Annotated in this window: 22 protein-coding genes; 9 read left to right on the top strand and 13 right to left on the bottom strand. The window is 41.1% G+C overall.

Going from position 1 to position 22,272, the window contains the following annotated elements:
- Positions 1–22 precede the first annotated feature (22 nt).
- The gene (lepB, locus tag V7K62_RS20455) at positions 23–664 is read right to left on the bottom strand and encodes a signal peptidase I (protein ID WP_334867227.1); all 642 of its coding nucleotides are present in this window, start codon (positions 662–664) and stop codon (positions 23–25) included.
- 313 nt (positions 665–977) lie between these two features.
- Between lepB and V7K62_RS20450 the strand changes: the two genes are divergently transcribed.
- Both V7K62_RS20450 and V7K62_RS20445 read left to right on the top strand, forming a co-directional pair.
- Positions 978–2,297 (top strand): dihydroorotase, encoded by a 1,320-nt coding sequence (locus tag V7K62_RS20450; RefSeq protein ID WP_334867225.1) that lies wholly within the window; start codon positions 978–980, stop codon positions 2,295–2,297.
- Positions 2,298–2,794: 497 nt separating this feature from the next.
- A complete protein-coding gene (locus tag V7K62_RS20445; protein ID WP_334867221.1) occupies positions 2,795–3,970 on the top strand; it encodes a patatin-like phospholipase family protein in 1,176 nt (391 codons plus the stop codon).
- Positions 3,971–4,874: 904 nt separating this feature from the next.
- Here V7K62_RS20445 and tsaE read toward each other — a convergent pair.
- The gene (gene tsaE / locus V7K62_RS20440) at positions 4,875–5,330 is read right to left on the bottom strand and encodes a tRNA (adenosine(37)-N6)-threonylcarbamoyltransferase complex ATPase subunit type 1 TsaE (protein WP_334867219.1); all 456 of its coding nucleotides are present in this window, start codon (positions 5,328–5,330) and stop codon (positions 4,875–4,877) included.
- A gap of 76 nt (positions 5,331–5,406) precedes the next feature.
- Positions 5,407–6,777, bottom strand: coding sequence for a gluconeogenesis factor YvcK family protein (locus V7K62_RS20435; RefSeq protein WP_334867217.1), 1,371 nt, complete (start codon positions 6,775–6,777; stop codon positions 5,407–5,409).
- A 174-nt stretch (positions 6,778–6,951) separates the two neighbouring features.
- Between V7K62_RS20435 and ruvC the strand changes: the two genes are divergently transcribed.
- The 3 genes from ruvC (at position 6,952) to V7K62_RS20420 (ending at position 8,533) form a co-directional block, all read left to right on the top strand.
- Positions 6,952–7,443 (top strand): crossover junction endodeoxyribonuclease RuvC, encoded by a 492-nt coding sequence (gene ruvC, locus V7K62_RS20430; protein ID WP_334867215.1) that lies wholly within the window; start codon positions 6,952–6,954, stop codon positions 7,441–7,443.
- A gap of 275 nt (positions 7,444–7,718) precedes the next feature.
- Positions 7,719–7,859: a hypothetical protein gene (locus tag V7K62_RS20425; protein ID WP_334867213.1), complete on the top strand. Its 141-nt coding sequence runs from the start codon at positions 7,719–7,721 to the stop codon at positions 7,857–7,859.
- Between the two features lie 296 nt (positions 7,860–8,155).
- A complete protein-coding gene (locus tag V7K62_RS20420; RefSeq protein ID WP_334867211.1) occupies positions 8,156–8,533 on the top strand; it encodes a hypothetical protein in 378 nt (125 codons plus the stop codon).
- A 235-nt stretch (positions 8,534–8,768) separates the two neighbouring features.
- Here the strand turns inward: V7K62_RS20420 and V7K62_RS20415 are convergent, their stop codons facing one another.
- Positions 8,769–10,217 carry an AAA-like domain-containing protein gene (locus tag V7K62_RS20415; protein ID WP_334867209.1) on the bottom strand — a complete coding sequence of 483 codons (1,449 nt, stop codon included), beginning with the start codon at positions 10,215–10,217 and terminating at the stop codon, positions 8,769–8,771.
- A gap of 1,142 nt (positions 10,218–11,359) precedes the next feature.
- Positions 11,360–11,743, bottom strand: coding sequence for a hypothetical protein (locus V7K62_RS20410; RefSeq protein WP_334867207.1), 384 nt, complete (start codon positions 11,741–11,743; stop codon positions 11,360–11,362).
- A gap of 1,113 nt (positions 11,744–12,856) precedes the next feature.
- On the opposite strand from V7K62_RS20410, the gene V7K62_RS20405 reads away from it, so the two are divergent.
- Complete coding sequence (locus tag V7K62_RS20405) at positions 12,857–15,709, top strand: zinc-dependent metalloprotease (protein WP_334867205.1); 2,853 nt, start codon at positions 12,857–12,859, stop codon at positions 15,707–15,709.
- A gap of 70 nt (positions 15,710–15,779) precedes the next feature.
- On the opposite strand, the gene V7K62_RS20400 is transcribed toward V7K62_RS20405, so the two are convergent.
- From V7K62_RS20400 to V7K62_RS20390, 3 genes are all read right to left on the bottom strand, one after another.
- Positions 15,780–16,667, bottom strand: coding sequence for an alpha/beta fold hydrolase (locus V7K62_RS20400; RefSeq protein WP_334867203.1), 888 nt, complete (start codon positions 16,665–16,667; stop codon positions 15,780–15,782).
- A 187-nt stretch (positions 16,668–16,854) separates the two neighbouring features.
- Complete coding sequence (locus tag V7K62_RS20395) at positions 16,855–17,364, bottom strand: HugZ family pyridoxamine 5'-phosphate oxidase (RefSeq protein WP_334867201.1); 510 nt, start codon at positions 17,362–17,364, stop codon at positions 16,855–16,857.
- A 145-nt stretch (positions 17,365–17,509) separates the two neighbouring features.
- Positions 17,510–18,166: a DUF3386 domain-containing protein gene (locus tag V7K62_RS20390; RefSeq protein ID WP_334867199.1), complete on the bottom strand. Its 657-nt coding sequence runs from the start codon at positions 18,164–18,166 to the stop codon at positions 17,510–17,512.
- 100 nt (positions 18,167–18,266) lie between these two features.
- Between V7K62_RS20390 and V7K62_RS20385 the strand changes: the two genes are divergently transcribed.
- The 3 genes from V7K62_RS20385 (at position 18,267) to V7K62_RS20375 (ending at position 20,637) form a co-directional block, all read left to right on the top strand.
- The gene (locus V7K62_RS20385) at positions 18,267–18,938 is read left to right on the top strand and encodes a LuxR C-terminal-related transcriptional regulator (protein WP_334867197.1); all 672 of its coding nucleotides are present in this window, start codon (positions 18,267–18,269) and stop codon (positions 18,936–18,938) included.
- 385 nt (positions 18,939–19,323) lie between these two features.
- Positions 19,324–20,025 carry a hypothetical protein gene (locus V7K62_RS20380; protein ID WP_334867195.1) on the top strand — a complete coding sequence of 234 codons (702 nt, stop codon included), beginning with the start codon at positions 19,324–19,326 and terminating at the stop codon, positions 20,023–20,025.
- A gap of 48 nt (positions 20,026–20,073) precedes the next feature.
- Positions 20,074–20,637: a Uma2 family endonuclease gene (locus V7K62_RS20375; protein ID WP_334867193.1), complete on the top strand. Its 564-nt coding sequence runs from the start codon at positions 20,074–20,076 to the stop codon at positions 20,635–20,637.
- A 69-nt stretch (positions 20,638–20,706) separates the two neighbouring features.
- Here V7K62_RS20375 and V7K62_RS20370 read toward each other — a convergent pair whose 3' ends face one another.
- The 5 genes from V7K62_RS20370 to V7K62_RS20350 all read right to left on the bottom strand — a co-directional run bounded on the left by V7K62_RS20370 (position 20,707) and on the right by V7K62_RS20350 (position 22,185).
- Positions 20,707–21,021 (bottom strand): DUF5615 family PIN-like protein, encoded by a 315-nt coding sequence (locus V7K62_RS20370; protein WP_334867191.1) that lies wholly within the window; start codon positions 21,019–21,021, stop codon positions 20,707–20,709.
- On the bottom strand, positions 21,018–21,242 hold the full coding sequence (locus tag V7K62_RS20365; protein WP_334867190.1) for a DUF433 domain-containing protein: 225 nt from the start codon (positions 21,240–21,242) through the stop codon (positions 21,018–21,020). The genes V7K62_RS20370 and V7K62_RS20365 overlap by 4 nt, the downstream gene beginning before the upstream one ends.
- Before the next feature lie 131 nt (positions 21,243–21,373).
- A complete protein-coding gene (locus V7K62_RS20360) occupies positions 21,374–21,592 on the bottom strand; it encodes a type II toxin-antitoxin system HicB family antitoxin (protein ID WP_334867330.1) in 219 nt (72 codons plus the stop codon).
- Between the two features lie 2 nt (positions 21,593–21,594).
- Complete coding sequence (locus V7K62_RS20355; protein WP_334867188.1) at positions 21,595–21,888, bottom strand: DUF3349 domain-containing protein; 294 nt, start codon at positions 21,886–21,888, stop codon at positions 21,595–21,597.
- Positions 21,889–21,891: 3 nt separating this feature from the next.
- On the bottom strand, positions 21,892–22,185 hold the full coding sequence (locus V7K62_RS20350; RefSeq protein WP_334867328.1) for a DUF1308 domain-containing protein: 294 nt from the start codon (positions 22,183–22,185) through the stop codon (positions 21,892–21,894).
- Positions 22,186–22,272 lie beyond the last annotated feature (87 nt).

Raw genomic sequence — 22,272 nt, 5'->3', positions numbered from 1 at the left:
TTTGATTAATCAATATTGTTAATTATGGATATACTGGCGATTTATCGATTCCGCCAACATGATTTAGAGGCCAGAAGCGAACTACAGCACGTCCAATAATATTCTGGCGGGGGACAAGACCCCAGCAGCGACCATCGTAACTACTGTTACGATTATCACCTAATACTAAATATGAATCAGTTGGTATAGTCTGGGGTTTTGCTAAAAAAGGTGGCTGTGGCCCTGATTGGCAAACATCAATGACTGTGGTCTGACCAGAACTGAGGTAATTGGCTTCTGGTAGAGCTTTGTCGTTGATATAGACTTTGCCATCCTTAAGTTGTATTTTTTCTCCAGGTAAGGCAATTATACGTTTAATAAAAGCATCCTGGTATTGTTCTTTTTGTAGTTCTTTTGTCGGTGAAAATACTACTATATCTCCCCGCTGCGGGTCAGCAAATCTATACTTCAACTTATCGACAATAATTTTGTCTGCCTCCCACTGGTTTGGCGTACCATGCAGAGTCGGTTCCATTGATCCAGAAGGAATCCAGCGTGCTTCAGCAACAAAGGTACGAATTCCCAGAGCTAGAACAATGCTCAATACAATTGTTCTACCTAGCTCTGCGATCCAGGAATTATCGGGTTGTTGACTAGAATTGTTATCAGACACTTGATTATGCATGAAATTACTTAACTTAACGAAAGATGTAGGTAATTAACTCGCCTAGTGAGACTTTATCTGTTAATCTTAACGGGAAAACTTTAATTTCCTAGTCATGTTTGCATCTTGACTACCAATTTTAGATTGTGGACTTGATTGTGAGCGCTCACAATCAAGTCTAAAATCCCAAATTGATTGACGGGGTTCTTCATAAATTAAAAAAAGTTTATTTTTAAGGCGCGGCAAAAATTGGTTACTCCGATCGCGAATAAGTTTAACCTAAAAGTATAGTTCTCTGTAATATATAGCTCCCTGTCTAAACTTTGTTATCCCTATGTCATCTCCAAAAATTTTACTGATTCGCCGCGCTCGCATAATCTTACCCAATGGTGAACTGATGGTTGGGGATGTGTTGACGCGCGATCGCCAAATAGTCGAAGTTGCGCCAGAAATCTCCCAAACAGCACTAGTCACTGAAATTGACGCAGAAGGCTTAACTTTGTTGCCAGGAGTTATCGATCCGCAGGTGCATTTCCGCGAACCTGGACTAGAACACAAGGAAGATTTATTCACCGCCAGTTGTGCCTGTGCTAAAGGGGGAGTCACAACATTTTTAGAAATGCCCAATACGCGCCCCCTAACTACGACACAGCAGGCATTAGACGACAAGCTAGAACGGGCCTCACACAAGTCCTTGGTTAATTATGGCTTTTTTATTGGGGCAACAGCAGAGAATTTACCAGATTTGCTTTTGGCAAAGCCAACACCGGGAATTAAGATTTTCATGGGGTCGATGCATGGTCAGTTGCTGATTGATGGCGAAACAGCATTGGAGGCGATATTTGCTAAAGGCGATCGCTTAATTGCTGTTCATGCCGAAGACCAAGCTAGAATTAACCAACGCCGCCAAGAATTTGCCAACATTCACGATCCAGCAGTTCACTCGCAAATTCAAGATAATCAAGCGGCACTGTTGGCAACTCAACTGGCATTAAAACTTTCTCAAAAATATCAGCGTCGTCTGCATATTCTGCATTTGTCAACGGCTGAAGAAGCAGATTTGCTGCGTCAGGAGAAACCGAGTTGGGTGACAGCTGAGGTAACACCACAGCATTTGTTGTTAAATACCAGTGCTTATGAAACAATTGGTACCTTAGCACAGATGAATCCACCTTTGCGATCGCCCCACGATAACGAAGTTCTCTGGCAAGCTTTGCGCGATGGCGTGATTGATTTCATCGCAACAGATCACGCACCGCACACCTTAGAAGAAAAAGCTCAAGAATACCCCAATAGTCCTTCGGGAATGCCTGGGGTAGAAACTTCCCTAGCTTTGATGTTAACTGCGGCGATGCAAGGACAGTGTACTGTCGCTCAAGTTGTGAACTGGATGTCTAAAGCTGTAGCTGTGGCTTATGGTATTCCGAATAAGGGAGCGATCGCACCTGGTTATGATGCCGATTTAGTGCTTGTAGATTTAAACACATACCACCCAGTCCGACGCGAAGAACTTTTAACCAAATGCCATTGGAGTCCCTTTGAAGGCTGGAACCTGACCGGCTGGGCTAAAACCACCATTGTCGGCGGTGAAATAGTTTATGACAAAGGCCAAGTAAATACGCAAGTGCGGGGTCAAGCTTTAACTTTCTTATAGCAAATATTTATTTAAGCTTACGTAGTAGACAAATAATTATACATCAAAGCCATACTTGAACTGGCAAGATTTTCATCTATCCAGAGTCAAGACTAGACCAATGCGGTTTGGTTAAAGCTAAAAGGCGAAAATCCTTGTTTTTCCTCCTTTACCCTTTTAACCAAAGGGTATTGACTTGTCACTCTAGGAGAAATTGCAACTTGAAACCCTAAATTTATTTATAAGTGTTTCAAGTCAAATCTTCAATAACTACTTCTTTCCCGCTATCAGATTACCTATTTATTCTTCTCTTTCCTGCTTTGCGTCCTTCTCTACGAGACGCTACGTGTAGCTTGCTTCCCCGTAGGGGTACGCGTAGTATCTCGTAGAGAAGGCGGTTCGTTAAAAAAAACTTAGGTATTCTTCCAGTCCGATAAGAGTAAACAAGCTAATGAAGATTTATCTCATGATGCTTGTCCCCAGAAAGATAACCAGAGAAATAATCAAAGATAATTGCTATGTCCTTCAAAATTTTGGCTTTAGACGGTGGCGGTATTCGTGGACTTGTTGCAGCACGAATACTTCAACAAGTAGAACAAGAAATTAGAAATCAGGGGAAAGGAGAGTTTTTACACGAATACTTTGACCTGATTGCTGGCACTTCTACCGGTTCAATACTAACAGGAGGGATTGCTGTCGGAAAAACGAGTGATGAACTAATTAAAATGTATAAAAATGGGGGTAAAGATATATTTCCACCGGATAGAAAAGATCGCTACAAAAACTTTCCGCCCATCATCAAAACAATTCTTGATGTCTTTTCAGAATCTAGATATTCTCATGATGGAATTACTAGCGTCCTTAAAGATGCGTATAAATCCACAAGAATAAAGGATATTGAAAAACCCATTATTTTGATTCTTGCCTACGATACGCTATATCGCAACACAACCTTTTTTACAAATTGTCATCCCGACTTAGGAGACAGATGGTACGATGACTGTTATTTATGGGAAATATGTACCGCTTCTGCCTCAGCACCCACTTTTTTCCCACCATATAAATTAGAACCTGTAGATAAACAAAAATTTGGTGATTGGGAATTCCCACACATTGATGGAGGAGTTTCTGCTAATAATCCGGCTCTGGCTGCTTTGAGTCTAGTTCTGAGGGTCAGTCAGTCTTCAATCTCTCGAACAATCAAGCAAGAATATAAACTGGATAACTTGCGATTGGAAGATATTTCTATCCTTTCTATTGGCACAGGTCAAACTGGTGAACCATATCAATATAAGCAAATAAGCAAATGGAGAGGCTTAGACTGGGTAAAGAATCTTACTAACATCTTTATGGAACCTACATCTGAGATTGATAGTACGATTTGCCGACAAATCATGGGTGGATATGAATCTAAACGTTACTTACGTCTTCAATTTGACTTAAATGAGACATTTAAACCCAAACCAGAAGAGACTTATAAAGATCCTCGCATTGTATTACCTCCAGAAGATCGAAAAAACCGATTTACAGGGGAAAAAGTCAATGAAGAAATAGATAATACTAATTCCGAGATTCTTCAGCAGTTAATAGATACTACCTCTGCATTCATTGAGCGAGGTCTTACGTACTACACCAGAGACGACTCCGGTTCTCCAATCAAAAAGGCGATCGCTTCTTTCATTAGAGATAACTAGTACTTTGTCAAGCTAGTTTTGAGGGTTTGTAGTCAGCATTTTAGTGGTTAGAAAATAAGGACTAAAGTCCCCACTACGAACTTGCTTATCTATGAATGCTGCTCGGTTAAGAATATTCGTAGGTTGGGTTTCGTTCCTCAACCCAACCCAACCTACACATTTTTATTTTTTAGGGTTAACCGAGCAGTATTGGCTTACCTATCACTTTAAACTTGATAGACTATTAGTGCATCCACGTAAGCATATTAACTTCAAATAACCGAGGATAAAATATCTCGTGTTTATACTATTATTCTGTATAAATACGAGATGTTTTAGTTAATATTTTATTGATATCAGTGCTAATTACAGATGTGAATATAAGAATTTATTGCTAGTTTAAATTATTAAAAATAATTTAAACAATTTATCACTTAGTTCATTTTTTGTATAGATTATGAACCTACTTTGGGAATACTAAGTGTAAGCAAGCTTAGACGAATTATACATAAATTGATTATTGTTTAACTTTTCTCTAATAGCTTTCGCTGCTAAATAATCTAGATTGCTTCTCCGAATTAAAGTAGGGAAATAATCTGGTTCAACCAAGCTGACTAAGTTCTGTAAAACTCTCATTTAACCCAACAAGTGAAAAGTAATCTCCCTTTTTAAAGAGAGCCAGGGCGTTGCGAACTTTCCCAAAGTTATGGTAACTGGCGTCAGCTTTGCTGAGTGCCAATTTGAGATTGAATAAAAGCCAATTTGAGATTTTTTGGTTGAGATAACAATGTTAGTGACTTACAATGGCGAACGTGGTAGTGGCAGATAGAACGAGTGTGGAGTTTTCCTTCGACTATTTGCAGAAATTTTTATAGTGTTGCGATCAAAAAAGTCAAATCCCTCGTACTTCAGTTGGGAGATCAGCTTAAATAGCGGCAATGACTTTGCTAATGGCACAATTGAATGGTGTGAGTTCGACTTGACGAGTGCCTCCATGCCCATAAGTCAAACTCACACTCAGATAACTATCTGGCTTGTAGGGCAATCGTTCCGCCCATTCAACTGCCACAATTCCTGGTATGACTTCAATACCTTCCCAGTAGCTTTCTAAATTCAGGGTTGCAACTTCTTGCGGTTCTAAGCGATATAAATCCAGGTGGTAAAGGGGAAAGTGCCCTTCCGTGTACTCATTAATCAGCGTGAAAGTGGGACTGACAATGGGTTCAGCAATTCCCAAACCTTTACCAATTCCTTGAACTAGGGTAGTTTTCCCAGCCCCTAAATCACCTTCTAGTAAAATTACACTGCCAGGGGTCAGGGATTCGCCAAGAGTAATACCTAAGCGTAGCGTCGCTTCTGTATCTGCAAGAAAAATTTTCATAATTAGTCATTAGTCATTAGTCATTAGTCATTAGTCATTAGTCATTAGTCTAAACAAAGAACAAATGACTAATTTTCTATCTTAAGTGATGACCTCTACCGTACCACCGCAACAATACTTGTGCTAGTTTTTGCGGATTGTGACGTACAAAACCCGTTTCATCTTCATATAAAACATTAGCTGGAACAATCCGTCGCCCTAGCTGAGTTACGGCTTCTCTATCTAGGAAAACGGGATGGGAGTTTTGTTGGGCGTAGCGGATGAGTGATTGCTCTGAGGGGGATTTTTTGTGTATCAGTACAGCATCGAATAGCCGTCTTTCCCCACAAGCAGCATCAATTGCTCTGATGTGATCGGCAACAGTGTAGCCTTCAGTTTCTCCTGGTTGAGTCATTATATTGCAGATATAAATACGGGGGGCATTTGTTTGAGCGATCGCATCGGCAATTTCTGGTACTAATAAATTAGGAATTAGGCTTGTATAAAGGCTACCTGGGCCAATAATGATGTAATCAGCTTCTTTAATTGCCTTAATAGCTGCTGGCACCGCCGGAGGATTAGCTGGAATGCAGCCAATTTTGACAATTTTACCGCCAGCTTTAGGAATGCTAGACTCCCCATCAATACGACGACCATCGGCTAATTCTGCCCAGAGGCGAACATCACTGAGAGTTGCTGGTAGTACTTGTCCCCGTACTGCTAACACTTTGGAACTGGCTGCAACTGCTTGTTCTAAATCTCCTGTAATATCACTCATTGCCGTTAAAAACAAATTGCCAAAACTGTGACCCGTTAACCCATCTCCAGCCCGAAAACGGTATTGAAACAATTCTGTTAATAACTTTTCTTCATCTGCTAGTGCAGCCAGACAATTGCGAATATCCCCTGGTGGTAGCACTCCAAATTCTTGGCGCAAACGCCCAGAAGATCCACCATCATCGGCGACAGTGACGATCGCAGTAATATTAGCGCTATAGGTTTTCAGTCCTCTCAACAACGTAGAAAGTCCCGTTCCACCACCAATTACCACTATTTTCGGGCCTCGGTACAATCGACGATGGGCCATCAAGACATCAATGAGTTCCTCCCCGCCTTCTGCTCTTAGTACCTTAGTAATTGAGCCTACGGTGCGAGTTTGCCCCCAAAGCACTAACAGCAAGCCGCCAAGCAGCACCAAAGGCCCACTGATATAGTTCGGTAAGAGGTTGGTGATGACTCCCAGAAAACCCCTAATCAACTCGATCATTAAAAAAATTGGGGTCAGCTTAATCCAAATGGCTAACCCCAAACTCGCTAGCAGTACACCGCCAACGCTGATCAACAACCAGCGTTTTACCGATAGTCCAGGGGATAACCATTTGAACCACTGGTTAACCCGATAGGAAGTACGAGAGCGCGACTGCTTTTGCAGGGCGTTGAGGGCTTGTCTGAGAAAACCATTTGACATACCTGATTTGGAGCAGTGCTACAAACAATAATTAACAGAAAATCTACATCACTTGGTTTCAAACACCAGGTGTGAAACTATTATATTTGTCAATCCTATTAGACTAAGAGCAAGTCGTGAAGATTGCCAGTATTCCTAGTTAAACAATACCCTGGCTTGGTAAAAGTGAATTTAATGGAAAAACGAATTTTAGGATTAGATCCAGGACTGGCAATTTTAGGATTTGGGGCAATTAGCTGTACACAAAAGCTCAACAAGGTGCAAGAGACTACAGTAAATATGCTGGACTTTGGAGTAATTAAAACGTCGGCAGATGTAGAAATGGGACAGCGCCTATGTACTTTATTTGATGATTTACACACTGTGATGGAAGAATTTCAACCAGATTTAGTGGCGATCGAGAAACTATTCTTCTATCGTATGTCAAGTACAATCCTGGTTGCACAGGCGCGGGGTATAATTATTTTAGTGTTGGGCCAGCGTCGTCTTCCTTATGTAGAGTTTACTCCGGCTCAAATTAAACAAGCTTTAACGGGCTATGGCAATGCCGATAAGTCGGAAGTGCAAGAAGCGGTGGCGCGGGAGTTGGATTTAGATGAAATTCCTAAGCCGGATGATGCTGCGGATGCTTTGGCGGTGGCTTTGACGGCTTCTTATCAGCTGTAGGTGTAAAACGAGAATAAAGTTATTAAAAGTTTTTTCTAACTTGTATGCAAGTATAAATACTTGAAACTTAGCTCATCCAGGTTTTGACTTTTAACGTCATCTGGAGAAGCCTATAAAAAATCTAATCCCCCTTTTCTACCTACGGTTTACACACAAGTCTGAAAGAACTTATTAACTGAAGTTTTAGCGTCAGTTTTATCCCTCCCTAACCCTCACCTTGTCAAGGGGAGGGGAGACAAAGCAAGCGTAGCTTTGGCTCTTTGGGGTTCTTATTTGTGATTTATGCAAGAGGTCTACTACCTTCTCTACAAGACGCTGCACGAACGCCATTAGTAATTATGAATTACGAATTGTTAATCTCTGTTTTTGTCGGTTGCGATCGCCCTTCAGAATTCAGTTTTCAATTATCTTCTTAACTGTCTTCTTAACTGTCTTAACTGTCTTAACTGTCATTGCATTTTTTTGGCGATGGCGAGAAAATACAAACGTGACATTCAGAAGGCAGAAGTAAGCCATCTTTAAAAAGTGGGATTCAAGCTAGGCAATGACCCACAATTATGGTTCCTGAGCTTGTCGTTGGCGCCGCCTAAGAAGAGAAGGAAAGTTTTTATTAATACTTCTTATATAGCTGCCTTCTACCCTTCTTTGTAAAAAACATTTGTCCATAATGCAACGATCTCAATCAATTTTATTCTTTTTAAGGAGAAAAATCATGAATTCATTCAATCAAAGGCAAAATTATATACTAACACAAGGTCAAGGTATTTATCTGTCTGGGAATCCCATTCAAACCGAAAAATTTTCTATTCAAAAGACCCTACGGAATGGTGGAAAAATCCGTTTCAAAATTCGTTATTCTGCTGAACTACAGGGTTTCTGTCTGCTGGAAGTTTTTCTAATGAGGGCAGAGAATGGAACACTAACTGCTGGCATGACTATCCCTAATAGTGGTTCGACAGCTAATGTTCAAGAACAAGAGCAAGAATTTAGTATTTGGGAGCCAGGAGATTATTACTTCTTTTTCAAAATGTCTTCCAATAATGGAAAATTTTATATCGAGGATTATCAGCTTTATTGGTTAGCCAGTTAATTATTTTTCCTTGGAAATCCTAAAATCAGTAGCCTTAAACTACAGCCAAATAAAGACGTAATTTGTCAGGATTCAGGAGTAATATCATATTCGCTTGATTGCTTATTCAACGCCAAGAACTCAAAGAGCCAAAGCTACGTTTTGTCTGCCTGTCCCTAATCCCCAGAGGGCCCCCAAGTGGGGGATTAAGGCGAGCCAGTACGATGCCAGAGAAAGAGTATCTGATAGTTTTTTCTCAAGCACGTTTTTGCAATGATTTATATTCAAATTCAGTAACACCTAATTGTTTTTTAAAGTAGGCACGGTATAGTTCACAACGCGGTAGGATGCGATCGCCTTCATAAGCGATCAACCCCAAGCTTTCGAGCTTATGAGCCTCAATGGGATTCAGAGAAATGCTTTGCTTTGCCGCTACAACTTCAACGTATGCCTTTACTAAACTGGGATTTTCTTGTAACATTGCCCAGTGTCGCCATAGATGATAACGATAGATACCGCCGTTAGCGATCGCATCCTGTATCAGTTCTTCTAAGGTGATTCCTTGACAGCATAGATAATACAGAGCAATCCGAATCAGTGCTGGATGTCCCCCCACGAGAGACATCAGTTGGTTAACTTCGTTATTAAAGGCCCAGTCTAGACCATGCCGTTGGGCTAAGTATTTTACTTGATGCTCGGTAAATTCTGGCAGATGGATCGGTAATCCAATATTAAATGGGGAGCGGTTGATATCCAGGGAGACATATATTTCTGTGGAGTAAACCACTACTAGCCTTAGTTTCTGCAAGTCGCGATCTTGTCGTGCTTCCTCATACCAAGAGCGCAACAAACCAAAGAACTCTGGAGCAATTTCGGGATATTCAAAAAAGCGGTCAACCTCATTTAACACTAAAACTACTGGACTTTTACACTGCTTGAGCAAATAAGATTGCAAATATAAACTACAACTCAACTTACAGCCTATTTCTTCATCCCAGTTGTCATCTAGCTTGGGGTTAATGCCTAATTCTGTTGCAATTTGCCAGCAAAGAGAACGCAAAAGCTTGTTTAAGTCTCTCAGACAGCTTGAATCGATTTGGCTGCAATTCACGTTCACCGGACGATAACCTTGCATCTTGGCAAAAGCTAACAGCCGTAGCACAAGAGAACTTTTTCCCATTTCTCTTGGTGCTCGAATCCGAATCACACAGCCTGGTTGAATTACTTCTCGATAAACAAGTTCCTCGATGGGGGGACGATCAACATAGAAGGCGGAATCTATAGGTACGGGGCCATCTGGGTATGACCAAAGATTTTCGAGTTGGTTATAGTGTTGAGTCGCAAACAAATCTAAGGATAAAGACGGAGGTAAATTTTTTTCTCTTGTATCTAAACTCAGTGAGATAGTTTGAGAGCTTTCAGTATGATTCGGTTCACTCAGGATTCCATAGTCTTCCCTGCCTAATTCTAGGTTAAAGGCGCTAAAGCACAATTTTAGGGTTTTTTGATCCACGCCTGTATTCAACGACCATAGTCGATTCAGAGTTTTGGTAGAAACCTTCATGCGATCGCCTAAATCTTCTAAAGTGAAGCGATGTCCATTGTTTTGTACCTTTTCCATAGCCAGAATAGCCCCTTGTAAACGCTTCAGCCCAGCGATCGTTAGGACAAGTCCCCGCTTTCGTGTACTCTTAGATTGCTTCATATCACTAATTATCAATCTGCTTTCTTTATTTACTGTCTTAGCTATTTCCTCATTGTTTCATGTTTTTAAACAGTTACTCAACAGTTACTTAGCTGTTCTTAAAGTTCTATTTAATTGGTAAAAAAATATACATATCTGCTGGAGGAGAGTTAAATGAATGGGTATCAACAAACATAACTATATTGATTGTGATTTTTTCTCTTCTACAGAAAGACGCTGACGCTTCTGCATCAAGTATCTTTGACTACAACAAATGACAAGCTGAATAGTTGATTTTATTTCTACCAATTTACTCAGTGTTACTGAAAAATATTTTTTATTTGGTATTAATCTAAATTTTGCATTGCAGACGCATCCAACAAGGTGGAGACGATGTATAACGAAGGTAGCGTCTCGTAGAGAAGGGAGAAGGCTACACTGTCTCCCCTTAACGTATCGCGGAAGTCCCCATCTTCTCTGCGAGACGCTAACGCGAACAAGGTACTCCTAAGATGGGGGTTGTGAGCCTTGGTTGTTCGCGAAGCGTCACGAAGTGAGGATTGCATCTGGAATTGATTTTTTGCTGTGCAAAAACAAATTTTGGATGTATGACGAATCCCCAGGATTTTCTGGTAAGATAGGTAATATATTGACCATCAATGCCACAAGCGAAAACCATTAGCTTTTAGGTATATGTCGTAAGAGAAAGATTTGGGTCTTGGGAACCAGGACTCCTGCCCTTGGAGGGAATGTCAGACCAAAAAAACTACGGAGTAATTGATGGCTATTCCCGATGAATTGGGAGAGCTACGACTTCAGGCGAAGCCAAGTCTGAGTAGTTCACTCCCTTACCAAAGCAAGGAGAAACAAAGTATAGTTTTGAGGCTTTGGGGTTCTTCGAGTTTAAAAGTAATCAAGCGGACGTAGAATTATAACACGCAGTAGGGGCATACAGCTAGCTGTACGCCCCTACTAAAAACCTATCTATATTTAATGCAACTGACGAAACGCTACAATCTATCATCACCAAGGATGAACGCCTTACCCAAATATTAGAAGAGTTCGTTGGTTAGACACCAGCCTTCCTAATATTACTCATTTATTGGCGAAAAGTTATTATTACTTACTGCCAAGTCAAGATTGTAACGCATTCAGTGTCAAACTTAGTTAAGGATTTTTTTGCCTGTTCGTGCTGCACTATCCCCTACATCACTAGCAGTTTTTTGAGCACCTTCTACGTAGCCCGAGCCAAATTGTTTAAAGGCTTCTGCTGACTCTCCTCCAATCTTTTTAAGTCTTTCACCAGGAGAACCTTCCGTTTCACGAGCTTCTTTGTTCCACTCTCCGATTGTTCTCGGTCTTTGAGAATCATTTTGCTCTATCTGTTCACGAACTCTTTCCTTTAAGCCTCCGTTATTGTCCCCAGGAGCAGCATTCGTCGTCAGCACTAGAAAACCAACTACGACAACAGCCAAAAAACCTTTTATCTGAAGTCCTTTAAGCAGGGAACTGATATGACCAATCGTCCTAGAAATCAAATTTTTCATGCAAATTAGCTTGTTTTTTAGAGTACAAGTAAAGATTAACTATAAAAAAATAATTATCCTTCTAACAAAAGGCATATCTCAGTAATGAAAAATATTGGATAAGACTATGCCAATCATCCGCAAGCATATCAACGGGTGCATCTCACTTTTGTAAAAATATCCCTAGCCTTAGCGAATGGAATTCGCGGCCATACAGACAAAAGCTACCGATCCTGGGTTTCAAATTCCTTGAGTCCGGGCGGCGGACTACCCTTCTCCAAAGGAGTACGGGAACGCCAAGGGCGAAGGTTTGTAAGTAGTCGGACTAGTATTTGATTTTTGAAATGCACGTAGTGGACTGTCTAGGCAAAATAGTGCATTAGACGTAGACGTAGGTTGGGTGGAGCGGAGCGCAACCCAACTGATGAGAAGGATGTTGGGTTACGCAAAGCCTCCACCCAACCTACAATTTTTTTGTCACATTAAAGCCATGACAGTCCACTACAAGACTACCGAGATTTTTTCAGAAATCAAATATGATTCCTATAGCCGCAATTTCTAATTGCTAGGTATATTTGCAAGGGTGAGATGCTCCCCAAATCAACTAAATCAAACCATTATACATAGAAGTGAAAATTGCACAACTCATCCCAAAAAAACATTTAACTGCTCAATAACAGCTTTCTTATAAGTCTGGCTGTTTGTTTATAAATCATGCTTGATATCTCTTCGGCTGCCAAATGTAGCACTAAATACATTTTTAATGCTACATTTGGTTTTTAATACAAATAGAAGTAAAAAAAACATGTATCTCTGGTTGTAGAAACTATCAATTTTAAGAGATAAATGCTTAATGGATAATTCCCAAATAGTTACTAATAACAATTAATAGTCGCACGACTTTTAGACTAGTAGACTGTGGCGGAAGTTTGCCTACCTTTAACAAGTTGCTTGAGCAATTTGTCTAGTTAATTGAGATGGTAGCTGGATTTCTGCCGTGCTGTACTAGAGGCGTTGTTTATCTGACTGAGTGGATTTATACCGTAATCCCTAGATATTTGAAGGGCTTACAGACAAAAAACTAATCCACATTTTTCCTGAACACGATAACTGCTTCATGTGGAAAGCCAAAGGATGAAATACTGCATAAGGAAATTAGCAATCTGTATAGTATTAGTGTATAGCTTGTTCCTCTCAACTGATTATGCAGGAGCAAACCAAATTTCAAATATTTCTAATATTGATGTGCAGCAATTAAATGCACTACCAACAGTTAAAAAATTAGCAAGTGCTGACAATAATCTGGCTGAGATTATCAAGGAAGATTTTTGCCGATTTAATGGGATTGTTAATCGGATAGATAAACTAGTGGGACTCTTCACACTTTATTGCAGTGAGGATTCGGGAAAAGTTTATTTAGAACTTAAACCAGAGCAGTTAAATAAAGACTACCTAGCTATAGTTACATTGGAATCAGGCCTCGGAGAAAGTGGGATTTATAGTGGATTACCTCTTTCTGATTTTATCTTTTACTTCCGACGAGTAAATAATAGATTGCATTTTGTTGTACGTAATGTTAAATTCCGTACAGACAGTAGACCAGAACAGCGATCGCTAGCTCGTTCATTTAGCGATTCAGTTCTTTATTCACTACAAATAGCCACTATTGATCCAAACAATCAAAATATTCTGATCAACCTAGATGAACTGCTAATGCAGGATTTTCCCGGATTAACTCCTCTATTGAAATACTCTTTACAGGCTGATTACCGCTTAGATGCACGCAAGTCATATTTTGGTGATATTAACAGCTTCCCAGAAAATGTAGAGATTGATTCGATTTACGGTTTTTCATCACTAGAAGGATCAAACTTAGTCAGCGTACCCGATAGCAGGGCAGTCACTCTGAAGGTACATTACAGTTTTTCTCAGCTTCAAGAAAACAATGGTTATATTCCCAGACTTGCTGATGACAGAGTGGGATATTTTATTACTGCTTTCCAAGATTTCTCTAACAATAATCCTCAGGAATCTTATGTACATTATATCAATCGCTGGCATCTAGAACCATCCGACCCTAACGCTCCTTTATCTCCACCCAAAAAGCCAATTGTCTATTGGATTGAAAATGCTGTGCCACTAGAATATCGCGATGCGATTCGTGAAGGCGTTTTGATGTGGAACAAAGCATTTGAAAAAGCCGGGTTTCAAAATGCCATTGAAGTACAGCAAATGCCAGATGATGCTGATTGGAAGCCAGCAGATGTACATTACAACACTATTCGCTGGTTTAATTCTTTAGATGCAGGTTTTGCCAAAGGGCCGATGCGCGTCAACCCATTCACTGGGGAAATATTAGATGCAGATATCATTGTGGATGCCAATATGGTGCGTTTGGTTCAGCAAGAATATCACGCACTGATGGAGGCAGATTCATCATTGAGTACAAATTCATGTCAAGAAAAGACAAAAGGACATGAAGACGCGGGGAAATTCCTGGATAGATTCTTTGCGTCATCTTCCCCTACTCTCTTTTCCTCCTCTGAATTCTGCTATGGTATGGAATCTTCAAATCAAGCAGCTATGGGGGCGCTGGCGTTGTCAATTTTGCCAAACACTACAAGTAGTGAAACGATGAAGGAGTATGTGCATCAATATTTGCGTTCTCTCATCGCTCACGAAGTCGGGCACACTTTGGGTTTGCGCCACAACTTTTATGGCAGCACCATGTTAGCGCCAGAAGAATTAAATAATACTGAAATCACTCACACCAAAGGTTTAGTAGGTTCGGTAATGGACTATCTACCTGTGAATATAGCACCACAGGGAGTACAGCAAGGTGACTATTTCCCAGGTGTTATTGGGCCTTATGACGAATGGGCAATTGAGTATGGTTATAAAAGATGTCCAGCAACAGCACTTGAGGTAAGTATTCCAGAATCAGAAAAAAGTTTTTTAGACCAGATTGCACTGGCGTCGCCTCAGCCAGAATTATCTTACGCAACTGATGAAGATATCTGGGACATCAATCCATTGGCAAATGTCTGGGATATGAGTAGTGATGTACTACTTTATTCACAGTGGCAAATGGATAATGCTCGTTTTATGTGGCAGCGTCTTGATAAGGGTTATCTATCGAAAAGAGAAAACTATAGTAACCTGCGCCTTAAATTCAATAGAGTATTTAAATATTATTTTCGGAACGCCACTTTGCTTTCTAAATACATTGGTGGACAATCGTTTCAGCGTCTCCATACCAGTGATGATGCTTGGGCATTTGTACCAGTTTCTCTTTTAAAACAACGTCAAGCATTGACAAAGTTGCAAGAGTATGTTTTTGCCGAGGATGCTTTCAGCTTTTCACCACAATTACTGAATCAACTGGCACCGTCGCGTTGGGAACACTGGGGTAGTTCTGCACCTAATAACCGCCTTGATTATCCAATTCACGATCGCATTTTGAGTTTTCAAAGTGCGATATTGCGATCGCTATTAGACAGCGATCGCCTAAATCGTTTACAAGATATAGAATTAAAAACTCTGCCTGGGCAAGCGCTTTCCATTCCAGAACTGTTCGACACCCTGCAAACAGGCATTTGGACAGAAGTTTTTGCCCCAGGAGAACCAAAGCCAATTTCTAGCATCCGCCGTTCATTGCAACGGGAACATCTGAATATTTTGCTACAGATGATGTTAGGTACTACTAATACACCTGAAGATGGTCGGACATTGGCTTGGTATGAATTGCGCCAACTGCAAAAAGCCATTGATGTTAGACTCAAACAACTTGGTGAACAACGCTTTGATGGGGTTCCCCCCCTTGAAACAACTGGCGTTAGCGCCGCGTTAGCGACGTTCGCCTTAGCGTCTTTGCAGGAGAAGGAGCGTCACCCAGACGGTGGCCTTGATACTTACACCCTAGCCCACTTAGAAGCTTCTGGCGATCGCATCACTAAAGCATTAAATGCACAGTTACTTTCTAGGTAGACATGATGAATTGGGCATGGGGCATTGGTTATTCTCCTGCTTAATCTAAAATCTAAAATCCAAAATTGAGTCACCCAAGATACCGCTGCAATAGACCAATGAAAACTTCTGGTATTTCCAAATGAGGTAATATGCCAGTATCTGCGATCGCAGAAAAATCTCGCATGGCGCTGGGATTTAAATTTGCCAAGCGTTGTCCTAATTTGATGTTGGTAAATTGTGCCTTTTCTCCCCAAAAAATGACGGTGGGAATTGTCAGTTGTTGAATATATAAACTCAGATCAAAGTAAAGATCGCCCCGCAAAAATGCTAAAGCAGCAAATTTGGCATTAGGTTGTTGTGCAGAGGTTAAATAAGCCTCTACCATCTCTTGGGATACTCGTTGTGATTTCGCAAACAGAAAACTTTGTAAAAAATTTCGGACTGCAATTTCATTTTCAGCACCAAGGATGTAAATAAAATTGTCCAACAGAGGCGTATTGATCACCGAAAGCGGAAGTCTGCGTCCAGCACCCTCTCCAAAATCATCAAATCCAGAGGGGGAAACCAAAAAGAGTGCTTTAAATAAATTGGGTTGAACAATAGCTAGGCGGATAGCAAAAGCGGCTGTGAGAGACGAGGCTATCACCGTCACAGGCTGGCGACAAGTTTGGATGATAAACTCTGCGATCGTGCTGAGATAATCCCTAATTTTATAATCCCGGACTGGATGAGCCGATTCTCCCCAACCGATGAGATCGGGGGCTAAAATGCGGTAATTAGAGGCAAAAGCTGGGTAAACTTTAGACCATTCATAAGCAGACGCTCCACCACCAAAGTTATGCAGAAACAGTAGTGGGGGTAAATCTTCAGTGTCAGCAATCGCCCAAGGTGCATTTGTTTGGGTATAGTAAACCATTGCCCCTAATGATGTATGGATGACTTTATGTCCAAAGCCAGGAGGTTGAAACTGAAGCATAAAATTAAAGAGTTTAGTTTAGTAAAAATATCCCTAGACCTGGCGAATTGAATTCGCAGCTATACAGACAAAAGCTACCGATCCTGGGTTTCAAATTCTTAGAGTCCGCGCAGTCCGACTTAGTTTGTGTAGCTGCGACTTCTAATCGCCAAGTATATTTGCTAATTGATAATTGATAATTCATAATTTACCCTTGCTTTTTGTCGGCATCTCCTGTGATTTGAACAAGTTGATGGAGGTTATCACCACTGATTTGATATGCTCCCCCAAAACCAACTACAAAACGACCTTCACTCGGAGTTAGCCGGAAAATCCGAAAGTCAGACAAGCCGCGCAAAACCTCGACAATTTCACCAAACCGCCCTTGAAATTGCTCAACAATTTGATTCCAATTGTCAGTTTCACGCTCGATCAAAGTTGCCGTACAATCAAAACTCAAACGACGACGGGCAAAAATTAAATTACTTTTAGCTTCATCCTCGATAAACAAGACACTAACATGAGGATTGGCATAGAGATTTTTGGTATGAGTCGAAAGACCACTGACGTAAATGTAGATATTTTTGGAATCGTCCATTACAAAAGGAGCATAACTAGCATTGGGTATTGCCTGTGCGCTCACAGTGCTAATGATTACACTCTCAAATGCTTCCGGAAACTTTTCGTACTCAGCTTGAATATTTTCAAGTTGACTCATAAGTAAATTACCACGCTTATTAGGAACATTAAGTATCCTAACGTGATTGAGCGATGTCTACGAACCAGAGAATGCCCAAAAAATCAAAGCGATCGCTCCCTTTAACTCAAGAGCGATCGCTAATTTTTCGATTTTAGAATACAGCTTAAGCAGCAACAGGTTCCAACAATTTAATGTCAGAGAAGATAAATTCCTGAGTAGAAAATTGTCCTGCTGTCTCGGTGCGAATCTCCCGACGATTTAGGATGAAATAGTCACCAACTTTTTCATACTCATCAATAAATTCGCTTCTACCGCCCTTTTGTTCCCCAGTTTTGGGGTCATGGTACATAGAGTCATAGCTGTGGGACAGGTAGCCTGACCCGGTGTCGTGACTGCTGAAGGTGTCAATGGTCACAAAAGTACCGTGGATTAAACGGTGAACATGGCAGACTTCATTCTTGCGGACTTTGTATTTATCGCCCTCAGCCTTACCACCCATTAAAAGCTCAACCGCACCAGTTTCGTCAGTTTTACCATAGCTAAAGGTATTGGCGCTGTGAGTGTCTTCAAAGCTGCGGCGGACGCGGTGAATTGCTATCTCCCAGGCTTGACCATGAATTGCTTTCTGGGCTGACTCATCATCTACATCCAAAACTTCGGCTTTGAGATTGGCACTGATGATAACTTTGCCTGTAAACACTTGATCATCATGCTTAAAGGTAATATTGGCGGTATAACCGGGAAAATTCTTGTCCCAAGTATAGCGGTTTTCATAAGCAGCCCGGAAAAGTTCCTGAGCAGAGAGTTGTGTAACTGTCATGTGCTTCTCCTAGTCGCTACTGTAATTAGCGTTTTAGTTTCGTTGGTATTAGCATAGAAGTAATTGTTGAGGCTTGGATAGTCCCCAACTGGGTACACTTATGGCTAATTCTCTCCACGCCGTATTTCATGCGATCGCTAATGTCCAGAATGAGCAAGAGTTAAGACTCGCTCTCACGGATAAAATTAGCGAGCATTTTGGCGTGCAAAATTGGGGTATTTATTTCCTAGATGAGGAGCCAAGCACTGATATTAATGTTCCAGGCATTCCGGCAGTATGCTTAGAGAGCAATCCAGTGGGGCGCTACGTGGTTGAGCGTCATGCTCCCGCTCATGAGCAGTTATTATTATCACCAGGAGACTGGAAGCATTTTTGTTCGCGTTCCGATCACGAACACGTAATGACTGGGCCAATTGTTTGCGATGGTCGTCTTGTCGGAACGCTTAACTTGGCTCGTGACAAGGGAAATCCTGCCTTTAATGGCAACGATTTAGCTGACTTGAGCGCTTTATGCATTCATCTGTCAGCAAAAATGGCAACCCTACGGACAAAACCCAAAATATCCAATTCCCTTTTAGTTAGTCCTTTAACAGCGCGTGAGTTAGAAATTGCCGATTTGGTGGCGCAGGGGTTAACGAATGCGGAAATTGGGGAAAAACTTTGGATTACGCAAAATTCCGTCAAACAAGCTTTGAAGAGGATGTTTCGGAAGTTGAAGGTTTCGGCGCGTGCAGAAATGGTGGCAAAGCTACAAGATATACAAGTTTCTTGAAGGAGGTAGCAGATAGAAGGAAAGAATGATCAATGAAAACTTTAATTCTGGGTATAAAACCCAGTTTTAAAATAAGAATTGTATTGAGTAGAGTGCAGCGAGATACAATTCTTCTTACTTCAATCTCACGCTTTTAAACGTGGGTTACTCCTGCCTCCTGACTTTTCTAAGAGACGCTGCGCGATCTGCCTTTTGTTATAAATACTCTAACTGATGGTAATCTAAGATTGTTGAACCCGATTAAATAAAAACTTTTGTTTTTGACAGTTTTATTTTTTGGACAATAGTAATATAAGTCGTGAATAAAGTCTTTGACAATTAAGACTTGATTATACTTTAAGTAAGTTATAGATAACTTAGTTAGTTTTTTAACAGGAGAAGTAGGGTGCTTAACAACCTTCATCAGTTATTATCTCCCCGTAAGTGGGCAATTTACCTCGCGGGCTTAGGCTTACTTCTCGGTTTGGGCTTTATAGCCAAGCAGACTCAAGTAATCTCAGTTATAGATTCTCGATTATCATCGGCTCAGATTCACAAAACCTCCGAAAACTCTCTTTTGTCGCAGCTTAGAAAAGTTCGAGAGCAGAGAAGTCAACTTAATGCGGCTTCTGGAGATAGAGAGGTTTTTTTCCATAAGAACGGAAAAACAGCACCTACAACCACAGCGCTGGTTCCAGGCGATCAGGGAACTACAAAAGGCGCAGGAGTTTTACCAAAAGCAAATTTTCCTGTAAAAGATGGGATTTACCTCTATGGTCAATCCCCAAAACCAAACCAGCTTGGTCAAGGTTATATCATATTTCAAAAGCAGCAGGACAAGGTAAGGGGTGCGTTGTATATGCCCGAATCAGAGTTGAACTGTTTTCAGGGTACAATCAACCCATCAGGAGAGTTGGCGATGACGGTTAATACTTCGTCAAATGAAGCCAGTTCTGAGCAGTCGAATCAGGTAGCTACAAGCAATAGACTGCCCAAAGTTGCTGAGGATGAGTCAAATTCTTATGCTTACTCCCTGGCTCTGCAAGACTTTTATCCGTTAAATTCGATCACTGCTAGCGATCGCCGCACCTTGCAAGTGTGCAAGTAATCTCCAATGTTTTGATAATGAATAATGAATTTTTGACAGGAACCTGAAATGGTACAGATCCCTGCTAAAATCCTGACTTTAAGTGAATTCCTGGATTTGTCAGAGACAGAACCTGCCAGTGAATACATTGATGGGCGGATGATCCAAAAACCGATGCCACAAGGAGAACACAGCGCAATTCAGACCGAGTTAGCACCTGCAATTAACTTGGTAGTAAAACCCAAACAGATTGCACGTGCTTTCTGTGAACTTCGCTGTACTTTTGGCGATCGCTCAATTGTACCTGACATTTCTGTGTTTATGTGGGCTAGAATTCCTCGCAAAGAAAATGGTGGGGTTGCTAACGTCTTCTCAATTGCCCCAGATTGGACAATTGAAATTCTATCTCCCGATCAAAGTCAAACTAAAGTTACCAAGAATATTCTGCATTGCCTCAAGCATGGAACTCAGATGGGATGGCTGATTGATCCTAAAGAACAATCTGTGTTTGTCTACTTGCCAGATCAACCAACCACTTTTTACGAAGAAGTTGGAACACAGTTACCAGTGCCAGAATTTGCTCAAGATTTCAGCCTGACAGTAGAAGGTTTATTTAGCTGGTTGCTGGAGTAACTGTTTTTGAATGTGGAAGAAAATGTTGGGTTGATTCTAGGAAACCTAATCTAAGGTGAATATGTACCCTTAATCCCCTCTGATTTCAACTAACGCTTCACCAGATCGCAAAAGCTCTAATGCTTCTGGCAATGTTGAATTCAGAATCTCTTTCAATCGGTCATTTGATGTATTGCCACACGTCAACCAGATAACTTGTGGCGGTGTTCCAAAACGATCAACTAAGTCAGCAAAGTCACTGTTAGCCCTCGTTGCCTCGAAAATCTCAGGATCTTCGGCATCTCTCAGCCCAGCATCACGCAAAGCTAATGCCGTTATGCCGAATGTAATGGTGATCCAAGTTGCAATTGCAGGTGACAGATGTGCATCTATCCAGATCGTCATGCCACCAAAACGGGATGATTGAGCTTACGTGAAGCGTACACAAGTGCTGCTTTCAGATCATCCGCTTCCAGATCGGGCATTTCTTCTAGGATTTGTTCGGCACTCAGTCCAGCCGCAAACAAGTCGAGTACATCTGATACCCGAATTCTCATGCCCCGGATACAGGGACGACCACCACACTGTTTGGAATTAACTGTAATTCTTCCAAGTAACTCTAACATACGGTTTCACTCGGAAATAGTCTTTAACCCAGTATATGTAAAGTAGGCGCTTGTTACATCACTTCTGAAAAATTAAGGTGATTCGCTCTATCCATCTCAGAAAGATTATATTACTTACTCAACACTGGTAATCAGGCAATTTGAAGCGTGCTAGGTTCAGGAATAGATTCACCTTCTACTTCCCAAGCTTCCAAGTACATTTCAATCACTTCTTCGCCATTACGAATAGCTTCTTCACGAGTTTTGCCGTGAGTGCAAGGCATAATAACGCGATCGGTAAACTCTGGAATGGTGACTAGGAAAAGCTGATATTCATCAGACCATTGAAGAATCATACTGTCTCGATTTATCATTACTCATCTGCTAACCACTTTTCGTAGTTGCAACTCATCAGCTTTTGCTTAACGGAATCAATGACCTCATCTGAAAAAGTCGTCATTGACCCAACTCGATAGACATCATTTAGGACAATGTGGTAATCTTTGCCCGTATAATCAGCAATAACTTGAGCTAAACTGCGATCGGACATATTTGTGTAGAGTATTGACAGCAGAGGTAAATATCTTTGATCATCAATGCCTTGGGGAAAAGCACACTGGAGCAACTGATAAGTACTTGCTAAATGGGCTGGGATTGTCTTCTGCATAATTCAACTACCTGTTAATGAAAAGGGGAGATGAAGATAGACATTAAAATCAACCCCTTGGGCACTGGCTGCGCGAACAGCTTTTGCATCCGCTGTCATGGTTACAACACCCATTTGATCGCCTGTTCCTAGAATGATTATATCGTTAGTATCCAGGCTCCGAGTCGGTCTTAATTTTTGGGCTGCTGCTGAAGGATTGTCTGGAACAACCGTAACTCTTTGCAAAAAACGATTTGCTCGTGTCTGTTCTGAGCTACCTGCTGAGTACTGCACAATATTTACGAATTCATTAAACAGTAAACCAAAAAGTTTTTCCCCAAAGAGCGATCGCTAAAAAATTGGTAGTTTATAATACTAGTAAATACGGAATCCTCTAACCAGCAG

It is taken from the genome of Nostoc sp. (assembly GCF_036917935.1).
Lineage (GTDB): Bacteria > Cyanobacteriota > Cyanobacteriia > Cyanobacteriales > Nostocaceae > Nostoc.
The sequence above is the reverse complement of the archived record's forward strand: the minus strand, read 5'-3'. Positions and strand labels throughout refer to the sequence as shown.

Excerpts from the sequence above, each read along its gene's own strand:
- V7K62_RS20365 (WP_334867190.1), bottom strand. The coding sequence starts at position 21,242 with ATGTTAGAGTTACTTGGAAGAATTACAGTTAATTCCAAACAGTGTGGT.
- ruvC (WP_334867215.1), top strand. The coding sequence starts at position 6,952 with ATGGAAAAACGAATTTTAGGATTAGATCCAGGACTGGCAATTTTAGGA.
- V7K62_RS20375 (WP_334867193.1), top strand. The coding sequence starts at position 20,074 with ATGGTACAGATCCCTGCTAAAATCCTGACTTTAAGTGAATTCCTGGAT.
- V7K62_RS20415 (WP_334867209.1), bottom strand. The coding sequence starts at position 10,217 with ATGAAGCAATCTAAGAGTACACGAAAGCGGGGACTTGTCCTAACGATC.
- V7K62_RS20445 (WP_334867221.1), top strand. The coding sequence starts at position 2,795 with ATGTCCTTCAAAATTTTGGCTTTAGACGGTGGCGGTATTCGTGGACTT.
- V7K62_RS20390 (WP_334867199.1), bottom strand. The coding sequence starts at position 18,166 with ATGACAGTTACACAACTCTCTGCTCAGGAACTTTTCCGGGCTGCTTAT.
- V7K62_RS20405 (WP_334867205.1), top strand. The coding sequence starts at position 12,857 with ATGAAATACTGCATAAGGAAATTAGCAATCTGTATAGTATTAGTGTAT.
- V7K62_RS20400 (WP_334867203.1), bottom strand. The coding sequence starts at position 16,667 with ATGCTTCAGTTTCAACCTCCTGGCTTTGGACATAAAGTCATCCATACA.
- V7K62_RS20355 (WP_334867188.1), bottom strand. The coding sequence starts at position 21,888 with ATGCAGAAGACAATCCCAGCCCATTTAGCAAGTACTTATCAGTTGCTC.
- tsaE (WP_334867219.1), bottom strand. The coding sequence starts at position 5,330 with ATGAAAATTTTTCTTGCAGATACAGAAGCGACGCTACGCTTAGGTATT.
- V7K62_RS20435 (WP_334867217.1), bottom strand. The coding sequence starts at position 6,777 with ATGTCAAATGGTTTTCTCAGACAAGCCCTCAACGCCCTGCAAAAGCAG.
- V7K62_RS20420 (WP_334867211.1), top strand. The coding sequence starts at position 8,156 with ATGAATTCATTCAATCAAAGGCAAAATTATATACTAACACAAGGTCAA.
- V7K62_RS20370 (WP_334867191.1), bottom strand. The coding sequence starts at position 21,021 with ATGACGATCTGGATAGATGCACATCTGTCACCTGCAATTGCAACTTGG.
- V7K62_RS20450 (WP_334867225.1), top strand. The coding sequence starts at position 978 with ATGTCATCTCCAAAAATTTTACTGATTCGCCGCGCTCGCATAATCTTA.
- V7K62_RS20410 (WP_334867207.1), bottom strand. The coding sequence starts at position 11,743 with ATGAAAAATTTGATTTCTAGGACGATTGGTCATATCAGTTCCCTGCTT.
- V7K62_RS20385 (WP_334867197.1), top strand. The coding sequence starts at position 18,267 with ATGGCTAATTCTCTCCACGCCGTATTTCATGCGATCGCTAATGTCCAG.
- lepB (WP_334867227.1), bottom strand. The coding sequence starts at position 664 with ATGCATAATCAAGTGTCTGATAACAATTCTAGTCAACAACCCGATAAT.
- V7K62_RS20395 (WP_334867201.1), bottom strand. The coding sequence starts at position 17,364 with ATGAGTCAACTTGAAAATATTCAAGCTGAGTACGAAAAGTTTCCGGAA.